We start from the raw sequence: 25,727 nt of genomic DNA on the forward strand, positions 1-25,727 counted from the left end.
GGAGGTGACCCGGTTCGTCGCGGCGCGTGTCCGATGCGCGCGACCAAGCCGGCAGTAGGTCAGGACGACACCGTGGCGTCCCGCTCCGCGGGCACCGTGATGGACGCCACCTCCTCGAGACGGGGATGCAGCTCGTCTCCGTCCTCGACCACGCCGGTGTGCCAGGTCATGGTGAGGCCGTCGGGTCCGTCCACCAGCAGCGCGACGTTGTTGTCGAACCACGGGCCCTTCACCGTCTTCCAGCGGAAGGGCGGGTCGGGGACCTTCGCGGAATGCGCGGCTGCGGCACCCATCGGCGTCGCGGCGCCGTACGACATCACGACCGAGAACCACCGCAGGAAGCGGGGCAGCGGGTTCCGCATGGGAGAGCACACGGCCTGCACGATGCGGCTTCCGCTTTGGCGCTCGACCTCAGCCAGATACGAGAAGTGCACGTCACCGGACAGGAAGGTCACCGTCTGCGGCGCCGGGCCCCGGTCGCCGTCCGCCAGCTCCGTCGCGATCCCGGCAACCGCCTGGAAGCTGTTCTGGAACGCCCCCCAGTGCTCCAGGTCGAAGGCCCGCCGCAGCCGTTCGCCGACCCACGCCGCCGGCCGACCCCACGCGCCCTGCGCGATGGCCTCATCCCATGCCTCGACGTGGTGCAGACCCAACGGCAGGAGGAACGGGAGCGAGGTGGCGATGAGGACGTGGCGGAATCCGCCGCGCATATGGTCGTCGAACCACCTGAGCTCCTGAGCGTCCAGCAGCCCCCGCGCCGACGGAGTGAGGTCTCGCGCGGCGCGTGAATCCAGGACGATGAGGCGTGTTCCGTCGAAGTCTCGGGAGTAGCTCCAGAGATAGCTGTCCGGGTCCTTGTCGCACCGGTCGGCGAACGCGTCCAGCACGGCAGTGAGGTCGGGCGAAGCGCCGTCGCGGCGCCCGGTGACCTGCTGCCACATCTCGTCGGCGGCCCGCTCGCGAGGAGACAGGTTGCCGAGGTGCTGGTACACCCAGTACGACGCCAAGCCGGCGACGATGCGTTCGTGCCACCAGCTCGTGGCCTGGATGTCCTTCTTCCAGTCGAGCGAGGCGTTCCAGTCGTCGCGGATGTCGTGGTCGTCGAAGATCATCGCGCTCGGCACGGACGAGAGCAGCCACCGATTGGCGTCGTCCGACCACGCCAGCTGGTAGAGGTGGGCATACTCCTCGAAGTCCTTGAGCTCCTTGCCGGGTTCCTCATGGATGTCACGTCGGCTGCGGATGAACTCCTGCATCTCCTTCGTTGTCGAGTCGGCGTACACCTGGTCGCCGAGGAAGAGCAGCAGATCCGGCCGGGTCTCGCGGCCGTCTGCCACCGCGAGCGCGAAGGCGCGCAGCGAGTCGACACCATGGGTCCGATTGCCGGACCGGTCGTGAGGGACGCTGGTGCGGCACGAACCGTAGGCGATCCGCGACCGTCGCCCGGGCGCCCGCGTGGCGATCACCGACGCCGGGTACTGGGAATCGAGCTCCGGCCACACGCGTACCCCATCGATCTCGACCGAGTACGGCGAGACGCTGCCGGGCTCGAGCCCGTCGACCTCGACGAGCGCGAAGTGGTGGCCGTGCACCGCGAAGGTGCGGGCCTGCCACGATCGCCCGTCGGCGTGGACGCTGACGACACCGTCGGCGCGCGTCTCCACCCAGATGCTGGCCGATGTGTCATCGACGTAACGCAGCATCGGTCCCAGCACCAGCGGGGTTGCCATGAAGCTGTTCTACCTCCTCCACAGCGCAGCGGCCAGGGAGCGGGCCCTCCGGCGCGGCGGACTCGGGCCCGCGGGTCTACTCGGCGAAGTACCTCCACTGACCTTCCGTGATGACCTCCACCCCGTCATCGGTCACCCTCAGGGCCGTCTGGTCGTCGATGGCGTACGACGGGTGACGGATGCCGGCAGCCCATCTCTCCGCTGCGGCGAGGGAGTTGCCCGGCTCACCGTCGGCCGCGAGGTGCGGGCAGATCGAGAAGTCGACGAGCCCGAGCGCGCTGTCGTCGCCGGCCGGCGGCTTCCAGCCCACGAACTCCTGGCCGATCCGCGGTGTCATCACCATGCTTCCGGCGCTCATGCCCACCCACACAGTCTCCGCCATCGACGGGAACATGTCGGCCAGCCGCGACTCTTGCAGCCAGTGGCTGAGGTAGAGCGCGTCGCCACCGGCAGCCAGCAGGACGTCGGTCTCGAGGACGAGCGGCTTCCAGCGCTCTTCATCGATGCTCGGCAGCGCCGTGAGCTCCAGCACTCCGATGGACCTCCAGCCCAGATCCACCATGGGATTCTCGGACTTCCCGCTGATGAACTCCCAGGCCTTGACGCCGGGTCCCAGCCACGGGTGGCCGTACTGGGCGGTGGGTATGCACAGTGCGCTGGACTCGCTGATCGGCTTGCCGAGCAGGTCTTCGAGGGCACCGCGGATGCTCGGATTGGTGACGCCCGCAGACGTGAGAAGAAGCTTCATGTTCCCTTCCCTGCTGCTCGACTCGTCAGGCCCTGCCCGATCACCCTACTTTCCGGGTTTGGGGCGCGCCGTGCACGTTCGGGGCGCACCGCGTGCGCCCCGAACGCACGGCGTGCGCCCCAAACCAGGAAAAGAGGGGAGGGTGCCGGACGACGTCAGTGGGCCATGGACGCGAGCGCCTCCGGGTCGATCGTGGCGATCGACCGGGTGTCCTGGAAGGCGCGGACGCCTTCGATGCCCTGCTCACGCCCGAAGCCGGACTGCTTCATGCCGCCGAACGGCGCCCGAAGGTCCAGGCGCGTCGCGCCATGGTCGTTGACCCACACGTAGCCGCACACGAGCTGCGACCCGACGCGCTGCGCCGCCTCGGGCGACCCGGTCCACACCGAGCCGCACAGCCCGCCCCACGTGTCGTTCGCGAGGCGCACGGCCTCGGCCTCGTCGTCGAACGGGATCACCGGGATGACGGGACCGAACTGCTCCTGCGTCACCACCCGCAGCTGCGGGTCGGGGTCCACCACGATCGCCGGGCGCACGAAGTTGCCGCCTGCCAGGTCACCACCGGGAAGCTCGCCGAACTCGCGCACGTCGGCGCCGGCATCCTTCGCCTCCTGGATGATCTCGTCCACGAACGCCTTCTGCGCCGGCTGGTGCAGCGGGCCCATCGTGGTGCCCTCCTCCAGGCCGTGCCCGAGCTTGGCCTGCTCGAGGCGGGACGTGAGCCCCGCGACGAGCTCGTCCATCCGCGAGCGGTGCACGAACACGCGCTTGGCGTTCATGCAGATCTGGCCGGTGGTGTCGTAGATCGCGGCGTACAGCCGGTCGAGGTGCGCGTCGTCGAGGATCGCGTCCTCGAGGAACACCGCCGCGTCGTTGCCGCCGAGCTCCAGCGTCACGCGCGTCAGGGTCTTGGACGCCATCTCCATGATCCGCTTGCCGCCGTTGACGCTGCCGGTGAAGCAGACCTTGGCGATGTCGGGGTTCTGGATGAGCCCGGCCATGTCCTGGTCGCGACCGGTCACGATGTTGAGCACGCCGGGCGGCAGCTTCTCGGCCACCCGCTGCACCACCCGGGTCGTCGCGAGCGGCGCCGAGGGCGGCGGCTTCACGATCGCGGTGTTGCCGGCCAGCAGCGCGTGCGGGAGGGACGCCCCCAGGATCGCGATCGGCCAGTTGAACGGGACGATCACCGTCACCACGCCCAGCGGCTGATACGCCACCTCGGTCGACACCGGGATGGCGCCCGGCACGGGCGGCAGCGTCTTGGACGCGTCGACCTCGTCGGCGAGCATCAGCGCGAGGTTCCAGCGGATTTCGAACACGAGCGCGTCGATCCACCCCTCCATGCGGATCTTGCCGTTCTCCTGCGACAGGATCGCGGCGTCCGTGTCGCGGTCGTCGGCGATGCCGGCGATCGCCTCGGCCATCTTCGCCGCGCGCTCCTGGGCGCTGAGCGCCGACCACGCTGGGAACGCCTTCTTCGCCGCCGCGACGGCATCCGTCACATCCGACGCGGATGCCGCGGCCGCCTCGCCGACGACCGCACCAGGCCTGCCGGGGTCGGGGATCGTCAGCACGTCGTCGGTGAAGCGCTCCTCACCTCCGATGTACAGGCCGGTCCGCACCGAAGTCCCTGTCGCCGTATCGCTCATGAACGTCCACCTCTCTGTGTTGGTTCCCGCCGCGCGACGCCGTCGCGCGCCGGTCGTCCGCGGTCCCGCGCCGGGTCTGCGCGGATCGACGTCTCTTCCAGCCTGCCCCTCGGACCCGGACGGATCAAGATTGTCGACGATTTTCGCGCAGATTTCGTATGAAATGCTTCGCAAGCCCGTCCTGATCGCGAGATAGTGTCAGTGCACGGACAACGGCGCCGAAAGGGGAAGACCGAGATGACGGATGCCGCGGTGCTCGGCGAGACCGACACGACCGACCGCCCCGACCTCACGCAGCAGATCCGCGACGCGATCCTCGACGCCCAGTTCGCACCCCACCAGCGCCTCATCGAGGCCGATCTCAGCGAACGCTACGGCGCCTCCCGCGCATCGGTGCGCAACGCCCTGATGAACCTCGCCGGCGAAGGCCTCGTCGAGCGGCTCCCCAACCGCGGCGCGCGCGTCCGCGCGATCTCGGTCGACGAGGCCATCGAGATCGTGGAGGTGCGCATCGGGCTCGAGACGCTCTGCGCGCGCAAGGCGGCCGAGAACGTGACGGCGTCCGACGCCGCGCAGCTGCGCGCACTCCGCGCCGACATCGAGCGCGCGATCGGCTCGGGCGACCTCATGGCGTACTCGCGCCTCAACCAGGAGCTCGACCGCCGCATCCGCGACCTCAGCCGCCACGGCACCGCCACGCAGCTGCTCGAGCGCCTGCGCGCGCAGTCGGCGCGGCACCAGTTCCGCCTCGCGTTCCACCCCGGCCGCGCCGCGACCTCCGCCCCGGAGCACATCGCCATCATCGACGCGATCCTCGCGAAGGACCCCGACGCCGCCGAGGCCGCGACCCGCGCGCACCTGTCGGGCATCGTCGAGGTGCTCCACAGCATGGAGTGAGCCGCGGCCGGGGCGCGGCATCCGTCTCCCGGTTCAGCCGGCAACGCCGGCACGCAGAGGACGGGCGGCCGGATGCCTCCGGCCGCCCGTCCTCGTGACCTCAGGTCACTCGTCCCAGCTCTCGGCCGGGGCGTAGCCCTTGCCGTTGTACTTCTGCACCTGCACGGTCGAGACCGCCGGCTGCCCGTCCTGGGTCGTGTCGACCGTGGAGCCCTCGAGCATGAGCGGTGCCGTGAAGCCCGAGACGTCGCGCAGCGCCTCCATGAAGTTCTCGCGCGTCGGCTCGGTCATGTTGCCGAACACCTCCTCGAGCGTCGCCCCGATCTGGTACGACCAGACGCAGTGCGGGAACGCCGGGACGTCCGGGTAGTTCGCGTACTCCGCGAGCTGCTCGAGGAACGCCGCCCCCTCCTCGCTCTCGGCGAACGTCGGCGCCGCCGCCGACTGGGCGAACGCCACCGTGTAGACGCCGGGGAACGCCGTGGCGCCGCCCGGTTCGAGGATGGCGGTGGGGCTCGACGTGTTCGACGGGAGGAACCACGACGGGAGCCAGCCGAGCTCCTGCGACTTCTGCAGCGACGAGATCACCAGCGGGGTGATCGACATCGCGTTGAAGAACACGTCGGCACCGGACCCTGCCAGCTCGGTCAGCTGCGCGTCGACCGAGGTGTCGGTGGCCTCGTAGGTGAGCTCCTTCACGATCTCGATGTTGTCGGCGCCCTCGATGGCCGTCTTGAAGCCCTCGACGTAGCCCTCGCCGTAGTCGTCGTTCTGCGAGAGGATCGCGACCTTGTGGTCCTCGGCGGACCCGGCCAGCAGCTCGCCGAACGCCTCGCCCTCGTTCTGGTAGATCGGCACGAACCCGAGCTGCCAGGGGCTCTCCTCCTGGTTGCTGAAGATCGGGTCGCCCGTCATGATCAGCACCTGCGGCACCTCGTCGGCGATCGCCGCGTCGAGCCACGCCCGGTTGGTGGGCGTGCCGAGGCCGGCGGTCATCGCGAAGACGCTGCTCTTGAGCTGGTCGTAGTTGGCCTTGGCCTTCTGCGGGTCGTACTCGTCGTCCAGCGCCTCGATCTCGACGGTGCGGGTGTTGCCGTCGCCGAACTCCACACCCCCCTCGGCGTTCCTGGCGCCGAAGTACGCGGTGACGCCGGCGACCGTGCAGGTGCCCGGTCCCGCGGTGGGCCCCGACAGCGGCGTGGTGATGCCGAGGGTGATCGAGTCGTCGGTGATGCCGGGACTCGCCTCGGCGGCGCCGCCGTCGTCGGTGCTGTCCGGCGAGTCTCCGCCGCGCGCGCAGCCGGCGGCGAGGACGGCGACGATGCCGATCCCCGCGACGACCGAGGCGACGCGCATCCTTCTGCGATTCGTGCTCATGGATCTGCCTCTCTGTGATTACGACTTCGTCGTAGGGGGTGGTGGTGATTGTGTCGGTGCGGTGCCGGTCGAGGGAGCGCCCAAGGCGTCCCCCACGGTGGGAGCGCCGGTGACGGATGCCGCGGCATCCGCCTGCATCGCACCGCCGGCCGGTCCCGGGCCGCTGTCGGCGCGGCGCCCGCGTCGCCGCCACAGTCGCGGCAGCGACACCAGGCCGCCGGGCAGGATGAACAGCACGATCAGGAGGATCGCGCCCTGCAGCAGAGCGGTGATGTTCGGGTCGATGATCCCGGTGATGTACGGCACGATGACGTACCAGACCCCGCCGAGAAGCGAGCCGATGATGCTGCCGGCACCGCCGATCACCATCGCCGCGAGCAACTCGATCGAGTGGCCGAAGTGCAGCGTCTCGGGCGAGGTGTACTGGATCACGACCATGTACAGGAAGCCGCTCACGCCGCCGATGAGCGAGGCGATCGTGAACGCGAGCACCTTGTAGCGGTACGGCGAGACGCCCAGCGACCCGGCGACCGCCTCGTTCCCCTTCACGATCGCGAACGCGCGGCCGTACTTGCCGCGGACGAGGTTGCTGGTGAGAAGGAAGGTGATCCCGCCGATCAGGAACACGATGTACAGCTGCCACTGGTCGTCGTACAGGCCGGTCCACTCCGGCGCGCTGGAGAAGCGCGCCGAGGTGCCCTGCGAGCCGCCGGTGAAGTCCGACAGGCGCTTGGCCAGCGGCACGCCGACGATCGGCAGGGCGATGGTCACCATGGCGATGGCCAGTCCGCCGAGCCGTGCCGCCGCCAGGGCGATGAGCAGGCCGATGACGGCCGGCACGAGGCAGGCCAGCACGAAGATCAGCGCGATGTTCCAGTCGGCGTTCACGCCGTACGCGGTCACGTACGCGCCGACGCCGACGAAGAAGATCTGGCCGAGCGAGACCTGGCCGGTGTACCCCATCACGACGTTGAGCCCGAGCACGGCGACCGCGAAGACGCCGATGCGGGCGATGGTCTGGTTGGCGAACTCCGGGAGGATCAGCGGCAGCACGATCAGCAGCACGACGACGGCGCCGGTGATCGCCCAGCGCACCCACGGGCGGCTGAGCACCGGGGTCCGGTTCGTGGGGTCCGTGTTCGCAGCCATCAGACGCGCACCACCGCTTTCCGTCCGAACAGGCCCTGTGGCCGCACGATGAGCACGACGAAGATGAGGATGAAGGGCACTGCGATCTTGAGGTCGTGACCGATGAACGGCACGTAGACGGCGGCGAGGTTCTCCAGCACGCCGATGAGCCACGCGGCCGCCACGACGCCGATGGGGCTCGACAGGCCGCCGAGGATGCACGCCGCGAGGGCGTAGACGAGGGCGGAGTCCATCATCCCGGGCGTCAGGGTGAGCTGCGGTGCCACGAGCACGCCCGCGACCGCGCCGAGGACGGCAGCCAGGCCCCAGCCGATCATGAGGTTGCGGCCGACGTTGACGCCGGAGAACGCGGCGGATGCCGGGTTGATGGCGACCGCCCGGAGCGCGAGGCCGAGCTTCGTGCCGAGGAACAGCGCCTGCAGCAGCAGCATGATCGCGACGATCACGATGAAGGTGCCGAGGGAGCGGACGCTGACCACCGCCCCCGCGACCTGGATGGTCTCCAGCGGGAACAGCGACGGGAACAGCCGGTTGTTGTACGTCCAGATCCAGGCGCAGAACCCCGTGATGAGGGTGAGCAGGCCGATCGTGACGACGACGGCGGTATCGGGGTCGCCGCGCTCGAACCGGCGGATGAGGTAGCGCTCGATGACCGCGCCGAGGAAGAACGAGATCACCACGGCGCCGAGGATGGCGAGCAAAAGCGGGATGCCGAGGCCGTTCAGCGCCCACGCGAGGTAGGCCGACAGCACGGCCATGCCGCCCTGCGCGAAGTTGATGAGCCCGGTCGCCTGGTTGACGAGCACGATGGCGAGGGCGAGCGCGGCGTAGATCGACCCGGTGGAGAGGCCGTCGATGACGAGCTGGATGAAGGTGCCCACGTCAGCCTCCCAGGTACGCGCGGCGGATCTCGTCCATGCCCCGCAGCTCCGCCGACGAGCCGGTGAGGACGTTGCGCCCCGTCTCGAGCACGGTGGCGCTGTCGACGAGGGTGAAGGCGAGGTTGGCGTTCTGCTCGACCACCAGCATCGCGATGCCGGACTCGCTGCGCAGACGCCCGATCGCCTGGTACACGGCCTTGGCGGTGCTGGGGGCGAGCCCGAGGGATGCCTCGTCCAGCAGCAGCAGGCGCGGCTTGGACATGATGGCGCGGGCGATCGCGAGCATCTGCTGCTCGCCGCCGGAGAGCGCGGAGCCGTTCGAGCGGATCCTGTCCTGCAGCTGCGGGAACAGGTCGAGGCAGTAGTCCATGTCCGACGCGATGCCCTTGCGATCCTTTCGCTTGTAGGCGCCGACCCTGAGGTTCTCGCGCACGGTCAGGTCGGCGAGGGTGCCGCGTCCCTCCGGGACGTGCGCGATCCCGAGCGCCGCGACCTGATCGGGGCGGAGCCCGTGGAGGTCCTTGCCGTCGAAGCGGATCGTGCCGGCGGAGCGCACGGTGCCTGAGATCGCCCGCAGCGTGGTGGTCTTGCCGGCGCCGTTCGCTCCGAGGATGCCGACGGCGCCGCCGTCCGGCACCGTGAGCGACACGCCCTCGAGCACCTGCACGCGGCCGTAGAAGGCGCGGACGTCGGCGAGCTCAAGCAGCGTCATCGACCGCGTCCTTCCCGATGTAGGCCTCGATGACGCGCGGGTCGGACTGGGCCTGCGCCGCCGAACCCTCCATCAGCTTGCGGCCGTGGTCGAGCACGACCACCCGGTCGGTGAGGGCCGAGATGAGGCCCATGTTGTGCTCGACGATGATCACCGTGATGTCGTCGTCGCGCACGCGGCGCACGGTCTCGATGAGCTGTTCGACCTCGGAGTGCGGCAGACCCGCGGCCGGCTCGTCCAGCAGCAGGAGCCCGGGCTTCGTCAGCAGCGCCCGGCACAGCTCGATGCCCTTGTGCAGGCCGTGCGAGAGCTCGTCGGCGCGCATCTTCGCCGCCCACCCCAGGCCGTTTCGCTCGAGGAGGGCGAGGGCCTCCTCGCGCAGCGCCCGCTCGGCGCGCACGGTGCGCGGGATGCGCAGCGACCACTCCACCGGACCGCCGGGGAGGCGCGTGTGCGCGCCGAGCAGGACGTTCTCCAGCACGGTCTCGCGCAGCTGGAGCGCCGGATGCTGGAACGTGCGCGCCAATCCCCGCCGCGCGAGCGTGGCCGGGGACGAGCCCAGCACCTCCGCGCCGTCGACCGTGATCGAGCCGGAGCTCGGCCGGTAGTGACCGCTGACGCAGTTGAACAGCGAGGTCTTACCGGCCCCGTTGGGCCCGACCAGTCCGAAGATCTGTCCGGGCTCGACGGTGAACGTGACGTCCTCGAGCACGCTGACGCCGCCGAAGTGAAGGCTGACGTCGCGGACTTCGAGCCGAGCGCCCATGGCCCCACCTTTCGCGTCGTCGCGTCGTGGTCGATCAAGGGGACTCGAGTCCTCCCCTGCTGGGAAAACTACGGATCCCCGGAAAGATTGTCAACGATTTTGGTGTGAAGATTCACAACCGTGACCCTGCGGTTCGATCGTGGCGCGCGGCATCGGGGGTCGTGGCATCCGATTCCGTTGAACGGAACGGCGCCGGGAAGCGCGGAGGGGCCGCTCCTACGCTGACCGCAGCTGACCACAACCAGAAAGAGGGTCGATGATGACCGAGACACTCGCGCAGGCGATCGATCGCGCGGGGAGCCCCGTGGAGCTGCTGCGCAACCAGAACTGGCCGGCGTTCACCTTCCCGGTGGCGCCGGAGTTCACCAACTGGCGCGATGAGCAGCGGGCCTGGAACACCACGGTGGCGCTGATGGACCAGTCGCACCACATGACGCAGCTATTCCTCGACGGCGAGGACCTCATCCCGCTCCTCAGCTCGATCTCGCCGAACACGTTCGCGACGTTCCGCCCGGGGGTCGCGAAACAGCTCATCTCCGTCAACAAGGACGGCTACCTCATCGGCGACGGGATCCTGTTCTACAACGCCGACGGCCCCGAGGGGCTCGTGCTCATCGGCCACCACATCCTCATCGACTGGGTGCGGTTCAACGTCGAGAAGGCACAGGCGGCCGGCAAGGACGTGCGCTACCGGCTCGAGGCCAACTCGCACATGCGCCAGGGGCCGCCCACCTTCTACCGCTACGAGCTGCAGGGCCCGGCGGCCGATCTCGTCATGGAGAAGGTGTTCGGCGGACCGGCGCCGGACATCAAGTTCTTCCACATCGGCGACGTCGAGATCGCCGGGCGGCCGGTCAAGGCGCTCCGCCACGGGATGGCGGGGCAGCCCGGCTTCGAGTTCTACGGCCCATGGGAGGACAACGAGATCGTCCTGAACGCCCTCATGGAGGCCGGCGCCGAGCACGGCATCCGCCGCGTCGGCGCGAAGGCGTACTCGTCGTCGCCGCTCGAGTCGGGATGGGTGCCGACGCCGTTCCCCGCCGTCTTCGACGACGACTTCGCCGAGTACCGCGCGTGGCTCCCCGCTGCACGCATCGGCTCGGTCGCCGGCTCGCTGTACTCGACCGACGTCCACGACTTCTACATGACGCCGTTCGACATCGGCCTCGGGCGCTCGGTGCGCTTCGACCATGACTTCCACGGCCGCGAGGCGCTCGAAAAGCACGCCGAGGACCAGCGGCGCCGCAAGGTCACGCTGATCTGGAACGCCGACGACGTCGCCGCGGTCGTCCGCTCGCAGGTCGAGCCCGGCACGCCCGCGAAGTACCTGGACTTCCCCAAGGCCCGCTACGGGCTGTACCAGATGGACGAGATCCTGAAGGACGGGCAGCGCGTGGGGATCTCGACGGATGCCGGATACGTGGCGTACGACCAGCTCTACATGTCGCTGGCCACGCTGGACGTCGGCCTCCGCGACGGCGACGAGGTCGAGGTCGTCTGGGGCGAGGACCCGATCTCGCGCAAGGACTCGGTGGACGCCGACCACCGCCAGGTGCGGATCCGCGCGACCGTCGCCCCCGCTCCGTACCACGACTACGCCCGCACGGTGTACCGCCAGAACGCCTGACGAGACCGGCAGAGGGGGTTCGCTGACCCGGCGCCGCGCCTGTCTCGTTTCCGTTCAACGGAAGAGCGCGCGCGGCGCGGGGTTAGCATGGCGACGTCGTCGAGGAGGATGCCGTGGCACGAGGATCGGCCGGCGAGTCGGTGCTGCACCGCCACCTGCGCGTGCTCGAGAGCTTCGACGCGTGGCATCCGTTCCTCACGCTCAGCGAGATCGCCGACGCCGCCGGGATCCCCCGGTCCAGCGCCCACCGCCTCATCGCCGAGCTGGAGCACGAGGGGCTGCTCGAGCGGCTTCCGGACCGGACCTACCGCCTCGGCGTGCGGCTGTGGGAGTTCGCCAGCCGCACGCCGGGGGCGGTCGGGCTGCGCGAGATCGCGCGCCCGTGGCTCGGCGCCGTCCACGAGCGCGTGCGGCAGCACACGCAGCTGGGCGTGCTGAGCGGGCGGGACGTGCTCTTCATCGACCGCATGTCCACGCGCGATGCCGTGGTCAACGCCACGCTCATCGGCGGCCGCATCCCGTTGCACGCGTCGTCGACCGGCCTGGTGCTGCTCGCGCACGCCGACGCGTCGGTCGTCGCCGACGTGATCGCGGGCGGGCTGCGCGCCTATACCGAGCGGACGATCCGGACCGGGGCCGACCTGCAGGCGCAGCTGAGGACGGTGCGCGAGAACGGGTACGCGATGACCGAGGGGCACATCCACCCCGAATCGCGCGGCATCGCGGTGCCTGTGATCGGCCCCGGCGGGACGGTGTACGCCGCGATCGGCGTCGTCGTCCCCAACGACAAGGTCTCGCCCCACCCGTACGTCGAGCTGCTGCGCCGCGCCGCCGCCGGCATCGCGCACGACCTCGCCATCGCGTACCGGCCCGACGTCGACGAGCGCACGCACGGCATCCGCTCGCTGGTGAGCGGATCCCGCCGGTCGCTGGAGTACCTCGAGAGCCTCGACGCCGACCCGCACGACGGGATCCCGCCCGCCGGCGCCGACCGCACGGCCGTGCTCTAGGGTTCGGCCATGACGAGGATCGCGGTCCTGGGGCTCGGCGAGGCCGGCCGCCGCTACGCGCGCGGCCTCGCCCGGGCGGGCGCGGAGGTCCGCGGGTTCGATCCGGCGCACGACCTCGGCGACCCCGAGGTCCCTCAGTCCGCCACGCTCGCCGACGCTCTGGCCGGGGCAGACGTGGCCCTGAGTCTCGTGACCGGCCATGCCGCGGCATCCGTCGCCCGTGACGCCCTCCCGCACGTCGCGGCGGGCGCCGTGTACGCCGACCTCAACACCGCCGCCCCCGAGCTGAAGCAGCAGATAGGCCGACTGGCCGTCGAGCGGGGCGTGGCGATGGCGGATGTCGCTGTGCTCGCGCCCGTCGTGCGCGCCGGTCATCGCACCCCCCTGCTGGCCAGCGGCCCGGGTGCGCGCGAGTTCGCGGCACGGATGGCGCCGTTCGAGGTGCCGGTCGAGGTCGTCGACGGCGCCGTGGGCGAGGCCGCCCGGCTGCGACTGCTGCGGAGCCTGTTCATGAAAGGGCTCGCCGCCCTCGTGCTGGAGGGCCTCGGCGCAGCGCGCGCGGCCGGCGCCGAGGACTGGATGCGGACGCAGATGGCCGCGGAGCTCGGGCCCGACGGGGCCGCGCTCGTGGACCGGCTCGTCGAGGGCAGCTCCCAGCACGCGGTGCGCCGCGAGCACGAGGTGCGGGCGGCGCTGGCGGCGCTGGAGTCGTCGGGGCAGCCCGCCGACATGACCCGGGCGACCCTCGCGTGGTTCGAGCGTCTCGTCGCCGAGCGCGACGCCGGCTGAGCCCCGCCACCTGCGCGCCGGGAACCATACCCGGCATGCCCCGCCGGCACAACGGCACAGCGCATTGGACGGAAGTCGTGTTGTGGGGCGCGCGGCGAGCTGACATGGTCGCGGCACACGCACGCCGCCGACCCCACGACGGCAGCGCATCACCACGCGAAGGAGCGTCGATGAAGTCAACGTCCAGGCGGCTGACGGCGGTGTCGGTGGGCATCGCCGCAGTCCTCGCCCTCACGGCCGGGGTCGCCCCGGCAGCCGCTGCCCCCGGCGGCCCCCACGCCGCACCACCGGTGCTCACCCCTGCGACGTGCACCTCGCTCGTCGGGCTGGAGATCGCCGAGAAGGCGATCGACCTGCCCACGCGGGGCGCCGTCGTCGAGACCGCGACCTGGGACGCCACGGGCAGCTACTGCGCCGTGACCGGCTGGATCCGCGCCGTCTCGGCTCCGCAGGACATGCAGTTCCAGGTCAACCTCCCCGCTGCGTGGAACGGACGCACGCTGCAGTTCGGCGGCGGCGGCTTCGACGGCTCGCTCGTGACGGCGACCGGCAACTACACGGCCCAGCCGGCCGGCACCCCCACCGCCCTCGCCCAGGGCTGGGTCACGCTCGGCTCCGACGGCGGGCATCAGGGCGCTCCCGGATTCGACGGCACGTTCCAGCTCGACGAGGAGCTGTTCCTCAACTACGGGCAGTGGTCGGTGAAGAAGGCGCACGACGCGGCGGCGGCCGTCATCGACGCCGCCTACGGCGTCGACGCCACGTGGTCGTACTTCATCGGCGGGTCCCAGGGCGGGCACGAGGCACTCGACGCCGCGGCGCGGTATCCGAAGGACTACGACGGCATCGTGGCCAACTACCCCGCCTACAACGTCACGATGATGCACGTCGGGGCGGTGAACTTCCGCGACGCGCTCCTGCTGGAGGGCGGCGCCGGCCACCTCAACGCCGCCGAGACGGCCACCATCACCGGCGCGGTGTACGCCGCGTGCGACGGTCTCGACGGGGCCGTCGACGGGATCGTCAGCGACGTGCAGGGATGCGGCGAGGCGTTCGACGTCCAGACGCTCGCATGCCCCGCGGGCACGGACCCGGCGACGGTCGACACGTGCCTGTCGGAGGTCGAGATCGACGCGGCGCTGAAGATCACGACCGACTACGACCTGGGCATCGACATCGAGGGCAACTCGATCTTCGCCCGGAGCGCGCTGTTCGAGGGAGCCCTCTACCAGGGCTTCGCCGGCTTCGGGAGCGGGCCGCTGGCGCAGGGGCTGCAGTTCCAGGTCTTCGCGGCGACCATGCGCTACGGCGTGGCGGGCGACCCTCCCGGCTTCGACCCGTACACCGTCGATCCGCTCGACTACGCGGATCGCGTGCAGGAGGTCGGCGAGATCATGGATGTGACGGATGTCTCGCTCAACCGATTCCGCGCGCACGGCGGGAAGGTCATCCTGACCCACGGCACGATCGACGACTTCATCACGCCGCACAACACCGTGCAGTACTGGGAGTCGCTGCAGGACGAGTTCGGCAAGCGCCTGGACTCGTTCGCGAAGTTCTACATGGTGCCCGGCTGGGGTCACGGCCAGGGCCGGTTCGTCGCGCAGTACGACGGGCTCGGCGCGATCGTGGACTGGGTCGAGAACGGCGTCGCCCCGTCGGACCTCGTGGCGGGCGACGGCACCGCCGGCGCAGACCGCACCCGTCCGATGTGCGAGTACCCGGCCTGGCCCGAGTACTCCGGGACCGGCTCGGTCGACGACGCGAGCTCGTTCACGTGCGTGACCGGGTGAGGCGCGGCGCCGTCGCGTGACGGCATCCGAGGGCCCCGGCATCTGCACGATGCCGGGGCCTTCGGATGTGCGCGGTCAGCCGGCCCGTTGTGCGGGCGGTGAGCCGGCGGATCGCTCCCCGAGCGACGAGAAGTAGTCCAGCGACCTGCGCGATGTGCTCGCCCACGTGCGGATGCCCTGGCCGCCGTCGGCCGCGCCCGCCTCGTCGAGGGTGCGGGCGATCCCCGCGGCCGCCACCGTCAGCAGCTCGACGAGCGGCTGGGGCGACGTGCCGTCGCTCGGCACGACGACGCCGAGCGCGGCGTGCAGCGCGCCGGTCCGCGCGTCCGCGATCGGCACGGCGAGACCGCGCGTTCCTGGGTGGACATGCCCGTCGGTGAGCGCGAAGCCGTCGGCGCGCACCCGCCGCAGGACGGCGCGCAGCTCGTCGCCGCCGCGGATCGTCGCCGGCGTGAACGCCGGCCATCCGGCGGCGATCACGTCGTCCACGACGCCGGGGCCGGCGTGCGCGAGCAGCACGAGTCCGCTCGAGCTGACCGGAAGCGGCACGCGTCCGCCGATGATCGTCGCGTTCACCACCGCCTCGCGCGTCGAGAGCCGCTCGAGGAACAGCACGTCCCGGCCGCTGCGCACACCGAGCTGCGCGTGCTGACGCACCCGCGCATGGACCGCTTCGAGCCACGGACGCGCGAGCTCGCGCAGGCCGACGGCCCCGGGCGTGCGGGCGGCGAACTCCCACAGCCGGATGCCGAGCCGGTACGACCGGTCCGGCATCCGCTCCAGCAGCTCCTCCCGCTCCAGCTCGGCGACCAGGCGATGGGCGGTCGATGCGGCCAGCCCGGTCTCCTCGACGATCTCGGTGAGCGTGAGGCACGGGCGCAGCAGGTCGAACGCCTGCAGCACCCGCAGGTGCTTGTGCAGGACGGACTCGCCGTCCGAGGCGCGTGCCACCTCACTCCTCCCTGCCGGGTGACGACGGATGCCGCACCCGCCGGTCGCCGGGACCGGGCAGCGTCAGGCGACGCCCGTCGTGCGCCAGCCGCCGTGGTACTCCTGCCGGGCCGTCACCGCGTACGGCACGGGACTGACGACCGCGCGGACCTCGATCTGCTCGTGCGGCTCGACGGTGGTCTTGCCCGAGCCGCCGTCCGGCTCGCCCCACACCACCCGCACCTCGGCGCCGATCGGCACGTCGCGGTCGACCGTGGCCAGCGACAGGCCGCGCCTCTCGTTCGCCGTCACGCCGGTGAACAGCGACAGCCCCACGGTGCTCCCGTCCGCGTCGATCACGGCGTCGTAGTTCGACGAGCCGTAGTTCGCGTTGGGCAGGTCGAAGAACTGGTATCCCGGCCCCTCGCGGTCGAGCACGCTGGTGAGGATGCGGCCGAGGTCCTCGTCGTTCCACGCGAGCGTGACCTTCTTGCGCTGCGCCTCGGGGTCCACCTGCTCGAGCGCGTCGCGGCCGATGAAGTCGTGGTCGAACTTCACGAACGAGCCGTAGCCGAGGTCCCACGGGTTGAGGTAGTAGTCCTCGATGTCGTCCGACACGAACGAGCCGGCGAGCGCGTTGATCGCCTCGTAGCTGTTCGCGGGCAGCCACTCGCGGTAGCGGCGCTCGATGTCGCCGCCGGTGTAGATCGCGGGCAGCGGCGACGGGATCCACCCCGACTCGAGGGTGTTCGACGAGTACGCGCGCGAGCCGCACGGCTCGATCCCGAACTCGCGGCCCGCCTCCAGCACGGCGTCGCGGATCCGGCCGTGCTGCTCGTACGGCCCCCAGATCTCCAGGCCGGGCGCTCCGGCCATGCCGTGCCGGAGCGTGCGCACGTGCTCCCCGGCGATCTCGAGCTCGCCCATGTGGAAGAACCGCACCTGCTCCACCTCGTGGCCGGCGAGCTTCTCGATGATCGGCCACGCGTTCGGGCCCTGGATCTGGAAGCGGTAGAACTCGCGGGTGACCGCCTGGCCGTAGGGCCGCGACGGCGAGCGGTCGTCGTAGCGCGTCTCGATGTCGTAGCCGCCGGTCTCGGCGTGGAACTGCAGCCAGTTCGCGCCGGGCGCCCGGCCGACGTAGACGTACTCGTCCTCGGCGAGATGGAAGAGGATGCCGTCGCCGATGACCCCGCCGGTCGACGACGTCGGCACGAACTGCTTCGCGGTGTTCACGGGGAAGTTCGCGAACGAGTTGATCCCGGTGTCCGACAGCAGCTTCAGCGCGTCCGGCCCGGTCATGAAGAAGTTCACCATGTGATGCGTCTGGTCGTAGAGCACGGCCGTCTCGCGCCACGCCTTCTGCTCGCGGCGCCAGTTCGTGAACTCGGCCGGGACCACCGGGTAGATGTACGTGCCGAGCTGCGAGTTGCGCAGCATCTCGACGACGTCCCCCTTCTCGTCCAGCAGCTCCTGCAGATTGCTCGCCATGCCTGTCTCGACTTCCTCGTCCAGTGGTTCGTGCGGGGTGACCTGAGCGCGATGCTACGTGTCGGCTATACCTACGTCCAGAGGTATATGGTCGCCACGATTGTAGACAATTTGTTGACCATTTCGCCATGGGTGTGATTCGCTGGCCCCATGACAGTCACCGCCGACACGCTCCTCGTCGTCAGCGCCCACGCCGGGGACTTCGTCTGGCGAGCGGGCGGCGCGATCGCCGCCGCGGCCCTCCGCGGCGACCGCGCCGTGGTGGCCTGCCTGTCCTACGGCGAGCGCGGCGAGTCCGCCAGCCAGTGGCTCGAGGGCAGGTCGCTCGAGGAGATCAAGGCCGTCCGCCGCGACGAGGCCGAGGCCGCGGCATCCGCTCTCGGTGCCGAGATCGAGTTCCTCGACCTCGGCGACTACCCGCTCGTCGAGTCGCGCGAGGCCGTCTCACGCCTCGTCGACCTCTACCGGCGAGTGCAGCCCACGGTCGTGCTGACGCACACCCTGCACGACCCGTACAACGGCGACCACCCGGCCGCGGCGCGCATGGCGCTCGAGGCCCGCGTGCTCGCCCAGGCCATCGGCGTCGCGAACTCCGACGGCGGGTACCCCGGCAAGGACGACATCATCGGCGCCCCGCCGGTGTTCTTCTTCGAGCCGCATCAGCCCGAGCAGTGCGACTTCACCCCCAACGTGCTCCTCGACATCACCGAGGCGTTCCCGCGCAAGCGCGCGGCGATGGAGTGCCTCCCCGCGCAGAAGCACATGTGGTCGTACTACACCGACCTCGCGGTGCGACGCGGCGTGCAGCTCAAGCGCAACGCCGGCCCCAACCTCGGGCTCCCCCACGAGACGATGGGCGAGGCGTACATGCGGTACTTCCCGCAGGTGACCGGCGTCCTCTCGTGATCAAGGACACGTCGCGATGAAGCCCGTCGTCGTCACCGACGTCGCCAGAGCGGATGCCGCGACCGCCGCCGCGCTGGGGGCCCACGGCGTCGCGACCGTGCACGAGGCGATGGGCAGGTCCGGGCTCGTCGGTCCCGGCATCCGTCCGATCCAGGACGGCGTTCGCGTCGCCGGCACCGCGGTGACGGTGCTCAGCCACCCCGGCGACAACCTGATGATCCACGCCGCGATCGAGCAGTGCCGCGAGGGCGACCTCCTCGTCGTGGCGACGACGTCGCCGTCCAGCGACGGAGCCTTCGGCGACCTGTTCGCCACGGCGCTCACCGCCCGCGGCGTGCGCGGCCTCGTCACCACGACGGGCGTGCGCGACATCGCGGACCTGCGGGAGATGGGATTCCCGGTCTGGTCGGGTGCCGTGCACGCGCAGGGCACGGTGAAGGCGACGCCGGGATCGGTGAACGTGCCGATCGTCGTCGCCGGGGCGACGGTGCGGCCGGGCGACGTCGTGGTGGCCGACGACGACGGCGTGGTGGTGGTCCCTCGCGAGCGCGTGACCGACGTGCTGCGCGCGGTCGATGCGCGCGTGGCGAAGGAGGAGGCCGACCGCGCGGCCTACGCGTCGGGCGCGCAGCTCAGCCTCGACCGCAAGGGCCTGCGCCCGCTGCTCTCCGAGCTCGGCGTGGAGTACCTGACGCAGGCGCAGTACGACTCGCGGGGCGGGGCGCGGGGCGATGGCGGCGCCTGACGCGGCTGCGGCCGCGCGCGACGGCATCCGGTGCATGCTGATGCGCGGGGGCACCTCCAAGGGCGCCTACTTCCTCGCGGCGGATCTGCCGGACGACCCGGCCGAGCGCGACGACCTGCTGCTGCGGATCATGGGCTCGCCCGATCCGCGCCAGATCGACGGCATCGGCGGCGCGCACCCGCTCACCAGCAAGGTCGCGATCGTGTCGCCGTCGACCGCCGACGGCATCGACGTCGACTATCTCTTCCTCCAGGTGGGGGTCGACGCGGCGACCGTCGCAGACGCCCAGACCTGCGGCAATCTGCTGGCGGGCATCGGCCCGTTCGCCGTCGAGCGGGGCCTCGTCCCGGCGACGGGCGAACGCACGACGGTCCGCATCCGGCTGCTCAACACGGGTGACATCGCGACCGCCGTCTTCGCGACGACCGACGGCCGCCCCGACTACGACGGCGACACCGCGATCGACGGCGTGCCCGGCACGGCATCCGCCATCCAGCTGCAGGTCGGCGGCGGCCCCGAGAAGCCCCTGCTTCCGACCGGCGATGCGACCGACGAGATCGACGGCCACACCGTGACGCTCATCGACAACGGGATGCCGGTGGCACTGCTGCGCGCCGACGAGTTCGGCGTCGACGGCAGCGAGCCGCCCGCCGCGCTGGAGGGCGACGCCGAGCTCGCCGCGCGCATCGAGCGCATCCGGCTGGCCGCGGGCCCGCTGATGGGCCTCGGAGACGTCGCGCAGCAGACCGTGCCGAAGATGATCCTCCTCTCGCCGGCGCGCCACGGCGGCGCGATCTCGACCAGGGCCTTCATCCCGGCGCGCGTGCACACGGCGATCGGCGTGCTGATGGCGGCATCCGTCGCCGCGGCGCTGCGCATCCCCGGAGCCGTCGGATCCGGCCTGGCCGGACCGCTCGACGGCGACGAGACCGAGATCGAGCACCCGACCGGCTCGTCCCGGTCGCACGTGCACGTCAGCCGCGACGGCGACGGCACCTGGCGGGCCACGTCGTCGACCGTGCGCACCGCCCGCAAGCTGTTCGACGGCACGGTCTTCCCGAGGCCACGCCGATGACCCGGCTCCCGGCCCCGCCCGACCCACGTCTGCCCGAGACCGTCAGAGAGGACGCACCATGACCGCCGACACGTCGTTCGACGTCGCCCACCTCGCCCACGTCGAGCTGCTCACCCCCACCCCCGCCGAGAGCCGCTGGTTCTTCGAGGAGCTCCTGGCCATGCGGGTCGTCGCCGAGGACGGCGATTCGGTCTACCTCCGCACGTGGGACGAGTACCAGCTCTACACGATCAAGCTCAGGGCGTCGGATGCCGCGGGCGTCGGCCGCACCTCCTTCCGCGCGTCGTCGCAGCAGGCGCTCGAGCGCCGGGTCGCCGCCATCGAGGCGACGGGCCTCGGCCGCGGCTGGGTGGACGGCGACATCGGGTGCGGCCCGACGTACGAGTTCACCGACCCCGACGGCCACGCGATGGCCATCTTCTACGAGGCCGAGCGGTACGTCGCGACCGACGACAAGCCGGCGCTGAAGAACCAGGCCTCACGGTTCCCCGGGCGCGGGGTCAACGCCCGGCGCCTCGACCACATCAACTACCTCGCGAAGGACGTCGAGGCCAACGGCGCCTTCCTCCGCGACGCGCTGGGGATGCGGGAGTCCGAGCGCATCCGGCTCGACAACGGCCGGTTCGCGGCGTGGTGGTTCCACTTCTCGCTGAAGTCCTACGACGTCGTCTACTCCGACGACTGGACCAAGCACGGCAACCGGCTGCACCACATCGCCTTCGCCCCCGACACCCGCGAGGACATCCTCAAGGCCGCCGACATCTTCCTCGAGAACGGCATCCACATCGAGTCGGGTCCGCACAAGCACGCCATCAACCAGACGTTCTTCCTGTACGTCTGGGAGCCCGGCGGCAACCGGATCGAGTTCGCGCAGGCCGGCGCCCGCCTGCTGCTGGACCCCGACCAGCCCGTCGTCGAATGGTCCGAGGCCGAGCGCAAGAAGGGTCAGGCGTGGGGCATGAAGACGATCGAGACCTTCCACACCCACGGCACCCCCGTGGTCGAGGTCCCCCACCACTGACCTCGCCCGCTCTCGGGGTTCACCATCCCGGGTTCGGGGCGCGCCGCGTCCGGTCGGGGCGTGCCCCGCGCGCCCCGAACGCACGGCACGCGCCCCAAACCCGGAACCTCAGGCCGGGGAGGGGAGAGTCCGAGGAGGGAGGGGTCAGCGCCAGACGTCGGCGGCGATGTCGACCACCTCGCGGACCTTCGCCCACTGCTCGTCCTCGGACAGGACGTTGCCCTCCTCGGTCGAGGCGAAGCCGCACTGCGGGCTCAGCGCGAGCTGGCCGAGGGGTGCGAAAGCGGATGCCTCGTCGATGCGCTGCTTGACGGCATCCACGTTCTCCAGCTCGCCGGTCTTGGACGTGATGAGTCCCAGCACGACCGTCTTGTCGCCCTCGGGCAGGAAGCGCAGCGGCTCGAAGCCGCCCGCGCGCTCGCTGTCGTACTCCAGGAAGTAGCCGTCGTACGCGGTGTTGCCCAGCAGCTGCTCGGCGACCGGCTCGTAGCCGCCGGACGAGATCCACGTCGAGCGGAAGTTGCCGCGGCACACGTGCGTCGTGATGACGAGGTCGTCGGGCTTGCCCTCGAGGATGCGGTTGAGGATGCCGGAGTACCGCTCCGCGATGCCGTCGGTGCGGATGCCACGGCCCCGGGCCTTCTCGAGCTCGGCGTCCGAGCAGAGGTAGGCCCACGCGGTGTCGTCGAACTGGAGGTAGCGGGCGCCCGCGGCGTAGAACGCGGCGACGGCGTCGCGGTACGCCTCCACGAGGTCGTCGACGATGTCCTCGCGGCCGTCGTACTCGGGCGTCAGGATGTGCCCGGGCTCCAGACGGAAGTCGAGCACCGTCGGCGCCGGGATGCTGAACTTGGGCACCGCGCCGGTCGTGCGCTCGAGCAGGCTCTTGAGCGAGCGGAAGTGGTCGAGGAAGGGGTGGCTGTCGCTGAACCCGATCTTCCCGGTCACCTCGATGCCGCGGGGCTTGGTCTGCACGCCCTGGAACTGGATGCCGTGGTCGAGCTCGACGATGTCGACGCCGTCGAGCAGGCCGAAGAAGTCGAAGTGCCACCACGAGCGGCGGAACTCGCCGTCGGTCGCGAGCTTCAGCCCGGCGTCGGCCTCGCGCACGACGAGCTCGGCGATCGCCGTGTCCTCCGCCACGCGCAGCGCGTCGGCGTCGATCTGGCCGGCCGCGAACCGGCGGCGGGCTTCGGCGAGTTCGGAGGGGCGGAGGAAGCTGCCGACGATGTCGGCGCGGAACGGCGGTGTTGACACCCTGGCGAGGTTACCCGATGCCTCCCGCCATAGGCATCCACTCGTCATCCGGCGTCACCGACCACGCCTCAGAACACGTACTCCATGAGGTCGGTGCCGAGGATGCGGAACGCCTCGTGCGCCCGCAGCCGGTGCGAGATCGAGAGGTCGTCGAAGCAGACGATGAGCGCGTACGACACCCCGGCCCGTGGACCGGCCAGCACCCCCGCCTCGACGCGCACACCGGAGTCCCTGCCCGTCTTGTTGATGAACAGCAGCCCGTGCTCGTCGTTCTCGTGCGAGAACGGGTCGAGACCGGTGGCGGATGCCACGAGCGACAGGTCGTGGTTGAGGCTGAGCCACTCCGCGACCTGGGCGCTCACGCTCGGCGAGACGACCTGCGAGTTCACCAGGGCGGCGAAGACCTCGGCGAGCTCGCGGGCGGAGCCGAGCGCGAAGTGCGGCGCGTCATCGGGGCCGCGCTCGTCGCGGAAGCGGTCGAGCAGGGCCGAGCGCGCGAGCCCGAGCTCCTCGATGCGGCTGCGCACGGCCGGCAGCCCGACCCGGCGCAGCAGCGCGTTCGCGGCGAGGGCGTCGCCGGTCGAGGCGGTCAGCACGGCGAGGTCCGACAGCGGCAGCGCCGGGGCCTTCAGGTGCTGCCACACGCCGCCCACGCCGACCGGCTCCATGTGCGCGCGGTCGATGATCTCGAGCGGGTCGAGCGTGCCCGACTCGAACGCGGCGGCGACCTCGATCAGCAGCGGCACCACACCGAGCCCCGCGACCGGCAGGGTCACGAAGTCGTCGCCCGAGAGGACGGAGGTGCCGCGGTCGAGGTCGGTGATGCGCACCGAGATCTTCGCGCCGGACGCAGCGAGGTCGTCGAGCGCCTTGAGGGTGGATGTGAATGATCGACGTCCGGCTGCCGCCCTCTTCGGCAGTCGTCGTCCGGTGCCTCGTCGCGCCCCCCGAAGCGACTCGGCATCCTTTCTGGGCTCCATGCCCACGGGTTTCCCTTCCCCTTGAACGTGTTGCGGGGCAGACGGACCGGGATCGGCCCGCTTCTCACCAGATGGTGACGCGCTGATCCTCGTCGAGCCACAGGGCGTCGGACTCGGTCACGCCGAATGCATCGTAGAACGCGTCGATGTTGCGGACGATCTGGTTGCACCGGAACTCGTTGGGCGAGTGCGGGTCGATCGTCAGCAGGCGGATGGTCTCGGCATCCCGCCCCTTCTGCTGCCAGATCTGTCCCCAGCTCAGCAGCAGTCTCTGGATTCCGGTGAGGCCGTCGATCACCGGCGCCTCGGCCGGATCGCCGTTCTCGTCGGTCCCCAGCGACAGGGCGTACGCCTTGATCGCGATACCGAGTCCGCCGAGGTCGCCGATGTTCTCGCCGATCGTGAGCGCGCCGTTGACGTGGTTCTCCTCGGCGAGGCCCAGCGGCACGAGCGCGTCGAACTGCTCGATGAGGTTCTTCGTGCGCTCCTCGAACGCGGCGCGGTCCTCGTCGGTCCACCAGTCCCGCAGCGACCCGTCGCCGTCGAAGCGGCTGCCCTGGTCGTCGAAGCCGTGGCCGATCTCGTGGCCGATCACCGCGCCGATGCCGCCGTAGTTCGCGGCGGCGTCCCGGTCGGCGTCGAAGAACGGGTACTGCAGGATCGCCGCCGGGAACACGATCTCGTTCATCAGCGGGTTGTAGTACGCGTTGACCGTCTGCGGCGTCATGAACCACTCGTCGCGGTCGATCGGCCTGCCCACCTTCGCGAGCTGGCGGTCGTGCTCCCAGACGTGCGCGCGGCGGACGTTGCCGACGAGATCCTCCGCGTCGATCTCGAGGGTGGAGTAATCCTTCCACTTCACCGGGTAGCCGATCTTCGGCGTGAACGTGTCGAGCTTCGCCAGCGCGCGCTCGCGCGTCTCGGGGCTCATCCACTCCAGCTCGGAGATCGACTGCCGGTACGCATCGACGAGGTTCGCGACGAGCTCGTCCATCGCGTCCTTGGCCGACGGCGGGAAGTGGCGCTCGACGTAGACGCGGCCGATCGCCTCGCCCATCGCGGCCTCGGTGAGGCTCACGCCCCGCTTCCACCGCTCGCGGTTGACCGGGACGCCGGTGAGCTGGGTGCCGTAGAACGAGAAGTTCTCCGCGACGAACTCGTCCGACAGGAACGGCGCCGCCGAGTGCACGACCGCGAAGCGCAGCCACGCCTTCCAGCCCTCGAGGTGCTCGTCGGTCAGCATCACGCCGAGGCCTTCGAGGAAGCTCGGCTGGTACACGTTGATCTCGGCGAACGCGTCGGCGTGGTCGGGGGCCATCCCGTCACGCCACGGCGCGAGGTCGACGCCGACCAGCTCCTGCACCTCGTCCCAGGTCTTGAGGTTGTAGGTCTTGACCGCGTCGCGGCTGGCGACGTTGTCCCAGTGGTGGGTGGCCAGCTCCGTCTCGAGCGCGACGATGAGATCGGCGGATGCCTCGGCCTCGGCGACCCCCGCGAGCTCGAGGATGCGCTGCACGTGGGTGCGGAACGCGATGCGCGTCTCCTGGAAGCTGTCGAGCCGGTAGTAGCTCTCGTCCGGCAGCGACAGGCCGCCCTGGATGAAGAACGGCACGTAGCGCTGCGGGTTGCCCGGGTCGGGCTCGATGTAGAGGTGGATGAGCGCGGCGATCCCGTCGCGCTCGAACTCGCCGACCGTGCGGAGGAACGCCGGGATGGAGTCGATCGCGTCGACCCGGGCCAGCACGTCGGCCAGCGGCGCCCCGCCGAGCTCCTCGATGCGCCCGGTGTCCATGAAACTCGTGTAGAGGTCGCCGATCTTGCGGGTCTCGGTGCCCGGGTCGGCCTGCTGCGACTCCTCGATGATCGCGTGCACGTCCTTTTCGGCCTGCTCCGCGATGAGGTGGAACGATCCCCACCGCGCCTTGTCGTCCGGGATCTCGGTGCGCTCCAGCCATGAGCCGTTGACGTGGCGGAACAGATCGTCCTGCGGGCGGATCTCGGCGCTGAGCTCCTCGAGCGCGAGACCGGAACGGGGGGCGTCGGTCATGCGTTCCAGGTTAGTCGCCCCATGCCTGGGCGATTCTCGCGTGGGGATGGATCGCCGTCGCATCGTGATGAAGCCCGGCCCCGCGCACGCGGAGGGGGACGGGTGCCGCGCCGCGCCGTCGGCGCCGCCTTCTAGGCTCTTCAG

Annotated in this window: 22 protein-coding genes; 9 read left to right on the forward strand and 13 right to left on the reverse strand. The window is 70.7% G+C overall.

The features are described from left to right. Nucleotides 1-59: 59 nt before the first annotated feature. The 3 genes from ACWGUG_RS01695 to ACWGUG_RS01705 form a co-directional block, all read right to left on the reverse strand. Nucleotides 60-1,730 (reverse strand): alkaline phosphatase D family protein, encoded by a 1,671-nt coding sequence (locus ACWGUG_RS01695; protein ID WP_452323625.1) that lies wholly within the window; start codon nucleotides 1,728-1,730, stop codon nucleotides 60-62. 76 nt (nucleotides 1,731-1,806) lie between these two features. Further along, complete coding sequence (locus tag ACWGUG_RS01700) at nucleotides 1,807-2,478, reverse strand: Type 1 glutamine amidotransferase-like domain-containing protein (protein WP_378878799.1); 672 nt, start codon at nucleotides 2,476-2,478, stop codon at nucleotides 1,807-1,809. Between the two features lie 155 nt (nucleotides 2,479-2,633). Further along, a complete protein-coding gene (locus ACWGUG_RS01705) occupies nucleotides 2,634-4,130 on the reverse strand; it encodes an aldehyde dehydrogenase family protein (protein WP_452323626.1) in 1,497 nt (498 codons plus the stop codon). Between the two features lie 237 nt (nucleotides 4,131-4,367). Here ACWGUG_RS01705 and ACWGUG_RS01710 point away from each other — a divergent pair, with 237 nt between their 5' ends. Beyond that, a complete protein-coding gene (locus tag ACWGUG_RS01710) occupies nucleotides 4,368-5,027 on the forward strand; it encodes a GntR family transcriptional regulator (RefSeq protein WP_336394259.1) in 660 nt (219 codons plus the stop codon). Nucleotides 5,028-5,132: 105 nt separating this feature from the next. Here ACWGUG_RS01710 and ACWGUG_RS01715 read toward each other — a convergent pair whose 3' ends face one another. The 5 genes from ACWGUG_RS01715 to ACWGUG_RS01735 are packed head-to-tail and all read right to left on the reverse strand — an operon-like array spanning nucleotide 5,133 to nucleotide 9,912. Next, on the reverse strand, nucleotides 5,133-6,404 hold the full coding sequence (locus ACWGUG_RS01715) for an ABC transporter substrate-binding protein (protein ID WP_452323627.1): 1,272 nt from the start codon (nucleotides 6,402-6,404) through the stop codon (nucleotides 5,133-5,135). Between the two features lie 18 nt (nucleotides 6,405-6,422). Next, nucleotides 6,423-7,553, reverse strand: a complete 1,131-nt coding sequence (locus tag ACWGUG_RS01720) for a branched-chain amino acid ABC transporter permease (protein ID WP_452323628.1) — start codon at nucleotides 7,551-7,553, stop codon at nucleotides 6,423-6,425. Continuing rightward, a complete protein-coding gene (locus ACWGUG_RS01725; RefSeq protein ID WP_452323629.1) occupies nucleotides 7,553-8,434 on the reverse strand; it encodes a branched-chain amino acid ABC transporter permease in 882 nt (293 codons plus the stop codon). Before ACWGUG_RS01725 ends, ACWGUG_RS01720 begins: the two co-directional genes overlap by 1 nt. Nucleotide 8,435: 1 nt before the next feature. Further along, nucleotides 8,436-9,146 carry an ABC transporter ATP-binding protein gene (locus ACWGUG_RS01730; protein ID WP_336394255.1) on the reverse strand — a complete coding sequence of 237 codons (711 nt, stop codon included), beginning with the start codon at nucleotides 9,144-9,146 and terminating at the stop codon, nucleotides 8,436-8,438. Beyond that, nucleotides 9,133-9,912, reverse strand: coding sequence for an ABC transporter ATP-binding protein (locus ACWGUG_RS01735; RefSeq protein WP_336394254.1), 780 nt, complete (start codon nucleotides 9,910-9,912; stop codon nucleotides 9,133-9,135). Before ACWGUG_RS01735 ends, ACWGUG_RS01730 begins: the two co-directional genes overlap by 14 nt. 256 nt (nucleotides 9,913-10,168) lie before the next feature. Between ACWGUG_RS01735 and ACWGUG_RS01740 the strand changes: the two genes are divergently transcribed. From ACWGUG_RS01740 to ACWGUG_RS01755, 4 genes are all read left to right on the forward strand, one after another. Continuing rightward, entirely contained in the window at nucleotides 10,169-11,539 is a 1,371-nt protein-coding gene (locus tag ACWGUG_RS01740; RefSeq protein WP_452323630.1) for an aminomethyl transferase family protein, read from the forward strand. A 113-nt stretch (nucleotides 11,540-11,652) separates the two neighbouring features. After that, nucleotides 11,653-12,549 carry an IclR family transcriptional regulator gene (locus ACWGUG_RS01745; protein ID WP_336394252.1) on the forward strand — a complete coding sequence of 299 codons (897 nt, stop codon included), beginning with the start codon at nucleotides 11,653-11,655 and terminating at the stop codon, nucleotides 12,547-12,549. A gap of 9 nt (nucleotides 12,550-12,558) precedes the next feature. Further along, nucleotides 12,559-13,338 carry a DUF1932 domain-containing protein gene (locus tag ACWGUG_RS01750; RefSeq protein WP_452323631.1) on the forward strand — a complete coding sequence of 260 codons (780 nt, stop codon included), beginning with the start codon at nucleotides 12,559-12,561 and terminating at the stop codon, nucleotides 13,336-13,338. Nucleotides 13,339-13,508: 170 nt separating this feature from the next. Continuing rightward, a complete protein-coding gene (locus ACWGUG_RS01755; RefSeq protein ID WP_452323632.1) occupies nucleotides 13,509-15,131 on the forward strand; it encodes a tannase/feruloyl esterase family alpha/beta hydrolase in 1,623 nt (540 codons plus the stop codon). A gap of 75 nt (nucleotides 15,132-15,206) precedes the next feature. Here the strand turns inward: ACWGUG_RS01755 and ACWGUG_RS01760 are convergent, their stop codons facing one another. Both ACWGUG_RS01760 and ligM read right to left on the reverse strand, forming a co-directional pair. Next, nucleotides 15,207-16,082 (reverse strand): IclR family transcriptional regulator, encoded by an 876-nt coding sequence (locus ACWGUG_RS01760; RefSeq protein ID WP_452323633.1) that lies wholly within the window; start codon nucleotides 16,080-16,082, stop codon nucleotides 15,207-15,209. Nucleotides 16,083-16,145: 63 nt separating this feature from the next. Beyond that, the gene (gene ligM, locus ACWGUG_RS01765; RefSeq protein ID WP_452323634.1) at nucleotides 16,146-17,552 is read right to left on the reverse strand and encodes a vanillate/3-O-methylgallate O-demethylase; all 1,407 of its coding nucleotides are present in this window, start codon (nucleotides 17,550-17,552) and stop codon (nucleotides 16,146-16,148) included. Nucleotides 17,553-17,702: 150 nt separating this feature from the next. On the opposite strand from ligM, the gene ACWGUG_RS01770 reads away from it, so the two are divergent. From ACWGUG_RS01770 to ACWGUG_RS01785, 4 genes are read left to right on the forward strand one after another with little or no spacing between them, the layout of a single operon-like run. Then, entirely contained in the window at nucleotides 17,703-18,458 is a 756-nt protein-coding gene (locus ACWGUG_RS01770; protein WP_452323635.1) for a PIG-L deacetylase family protein, read from the forward strand. Nucleotides 18,459-18,474: 16 nt separating this feature from the next. After that, nucleotides 18,475-19,203, forward strand: coding sequence for a 4-carboxy-4-hydroxy-2-oxoadipate aldolase/oxaloacetate decarboxylase (locus tag ACWGUG_RS01775; protein WP_452323636.1), 729 nt, complete (start codon nucleotides 18,475-18,477; stop codon nucleotides 19,201-19,203). After that, nucleotides 19,190-20,278 (forward strand): 4-oxalomesaconate tautomerase, encoded by a 1,089-nt coding sequence (locus ACWGUG_RS01780; protein WP_452323637.1) that lies wholly within the window; start codon nucleotides 19,190-19,192, stop codon nucleotides 20,276-20,278. The genes ACWGUG_RS01775 and ACWGUG_RS01780 overlap by 14 nt, the downstream gene beginning before the upstream one ends. 58 nt (nucleotides 20,279-20,336) lie before the next feature. Then, a complete protein-coding gene (locus tag ACWGUG_RS01785) occupies nucleotides 20,337-21,299 on the forward strand; it encodes a VOC family protein (protein ID WP_452323638.1) in 963 nt (320 codons plus the stop codon). Nucleotides 21,300-21,443: 144 nt separating this feature from the next. On the opposite strand, the gene ACWGUG_RS01790 is transcribed toward ACWGUG_RS01785, so the two are convergent. The 3 genes from ACWGUG_RS01790 to ACWGUG_RS01800 all read right to left on the reverse strand — a co-directional run bounded on the left by ACWGUG_RS01790 (nucleotide 21,444) and on the right by ACWGUG_RS01800 (nucleotide 25,583). After that, nucleotides 21,444-22,556 carry a 5-methyltetrahydropteroyltriglutamate--homocysteine S-methyltransferase gene (locus ACWGUG_RS01790; RefSeq protein ID WP_452323639.1) on the reverse strand — a complete coding sequence of 371 codons (1,113 nt, stop codon included), beginning with the start codon at nucleotides 22,554-22,556 and terminating at the stop codon, nucleotides 21,444-21,446. Nucleotides 22,557-22,624: 68 nt separating this feature from the next. Further along, nucleotides 22,625-23,536, reverse strand: coding sequence for a serine hydrolase (locus ACWGUG_RS01795; RefSeq protein ID WP_378878823.1), 912 nt, complete (start codon nucleotides 23,534-23,536; stop codon nucleotides 22,625-22,627). A 64-nt stretch (nucleotides 23,537-23,600) separates the two neighbouring features. Continuing rightward, on the reverse strand, nucleotides 23,601-25,583 hold the full coding sequence (locus ACWGUG_RS01800; RefSeq protein ID WP_452323640.1) for a M13 family metallopeptidase: 1,983 nt from the start codon (nucleotides 25,581-25,583) through the stop codon (nucleotides 23,601-23,603). Between the last annotated feature and the right edge of the window lie 144 nt (nucleotides 25,584-25,727).

The sequence above is a fragment of the Microbacterium sp. NPDC055455 genome, from assembly GCF_053619935.1.

Excerpts from the sequence above, each read along its gene's own strand:
- ACWGUG_RS01720 (WP_452323628.1), bottom strand. The coding sequence starts at position 7,553 with ATGGCTGCGAACACGGACCCCACGAACCGGACCCCGGTGCTCAGCCGC.
- ligM (WP_452323634.1), bottom strand. The coding sequence starts at position 17,552 with ATGGCGAGCAATCTGCAGGAGCTGCTGGACGAGAAGGGGGACGTCGTC.
- ACWGUG_RS01700 (WP_378878799.1), bottom strand. The coding sequence starts at position 2,478 with ATGAAGCTTCTTCTCACGTCTGCGGGCGTCACCAATCCGAGCATCCGC.
- ACWGUG_RS01775 (WP_452323636.1), top strand. The coding sequence starts at position 18,475 with ATGAAGCCCGTCGTCGTCACCGACGTCGCCAGAGCGGATGCCGCGACC.
- ACWGUG_RS01735 (WP_336394254.1), bottom strand. The coding sequence starts at position 9,912 with ATGGGCGCTCGGCTCGAAGTCCGCGACGTCAGCCTTCACTTCGGCGGC.
- ACWGUG_RS01715 (WP_452323627.1), bottom strand. The coding sequence starts at position 6,404 with ATGAGCACGAATCGCAGAAGGATGCGCGTCGCCTCGGTCGTCGCGGGG.
- ACWGUG_RS01750 (WP_452323631.1), top strand. The coding sequence starts at position 12,559 with ATGACGAGGATCGCGGTCCTGGGGCTCGGCGAGGCCGGCCGCCGCTAC.
- ACWGUG_RS01710 (WP_336394259.1), top strand. The coding sequence starts at position 4,368 with ATGACGGATGCCGCGGTGCTCGGCGAGACCGACACGACCGACCGCCCC.
- ACWGUG_RS01730 (WP_336394255.1), bottom strand. The coding sequence starts at position 9,146 with ATGACGCTGCTTGAGCTCGCCGACGTCCGCGCCTTCTACGGCCGCGTG.
- ACWGUG_RS01795 (WP_378878823.1), bottom strand. The coding sequence starts at position 23,536 with ATGGAGCCCAGAAAGGATGCCGAGTCGCTTCGGGGGGCGCGACGAGGC.
- ACWGUG_RS01800 (WP_452323640.1), bottom strand. The coding sequence starts at position 25,583 with ATGACCGACGCCCCCCGTTCCGGTCTCGCGCTCGAGGAGCTCAGCGCC.
- ACWGUG_RS01780 (WP_452323637.1), top strand. The coding sequence starts at position 19,190 with ATGGCGGCGCCTGACGCGGCTGCGGCCGCGCGCGACGGCATCCGGTGC.
- ACWGUG_RS01740 (WP_452323630.1), top strand. The coding sequence starts at position 10,169 with ATGATGACCGAGACACTCGCGCAGGCGATCGATCGCGCGGGGAGCCCC.
- ACWGUG_RS01705 (WP_452323626.1), bottom strand. The coding sequence starts at position 4,130 with ATGAGCGATACGGCGACAGGGACTTCGGTGCGGACCGGCCTGTACATC.
- ACWGUG_RS01785 (WP_452323638.1), top strand. The coding sequence starts at position 20,337 with ATGACCGCCGACACGTCGTTCGACGTCGCCCACCTCGCCCACGTCGAG.
- ACWGUG_RS01770 (WP_452323635.1), top strand. The coding sequence starts at position 17,703 with ATGACAGTCACCGCCGACACGCTCCTCGTCGTCAGCGCCCACGCCGGG.
- ACWGUG_RS01695 (WP_452323625.1), bottom strand. The coding sequence starts at position 1,730 with ATGGCAACCCCGCTGGTGCTGGGACCGATGCTGCGTTACGTCGATGAC.
- ACWGUG_RS01755 (WP_452323632.1), top strand. The coding sequence starts at position 13,509 with ATGAAGTCAACGTCCAGGCGGCTGACGGCGGTGTCGGTGGGCATCGCC.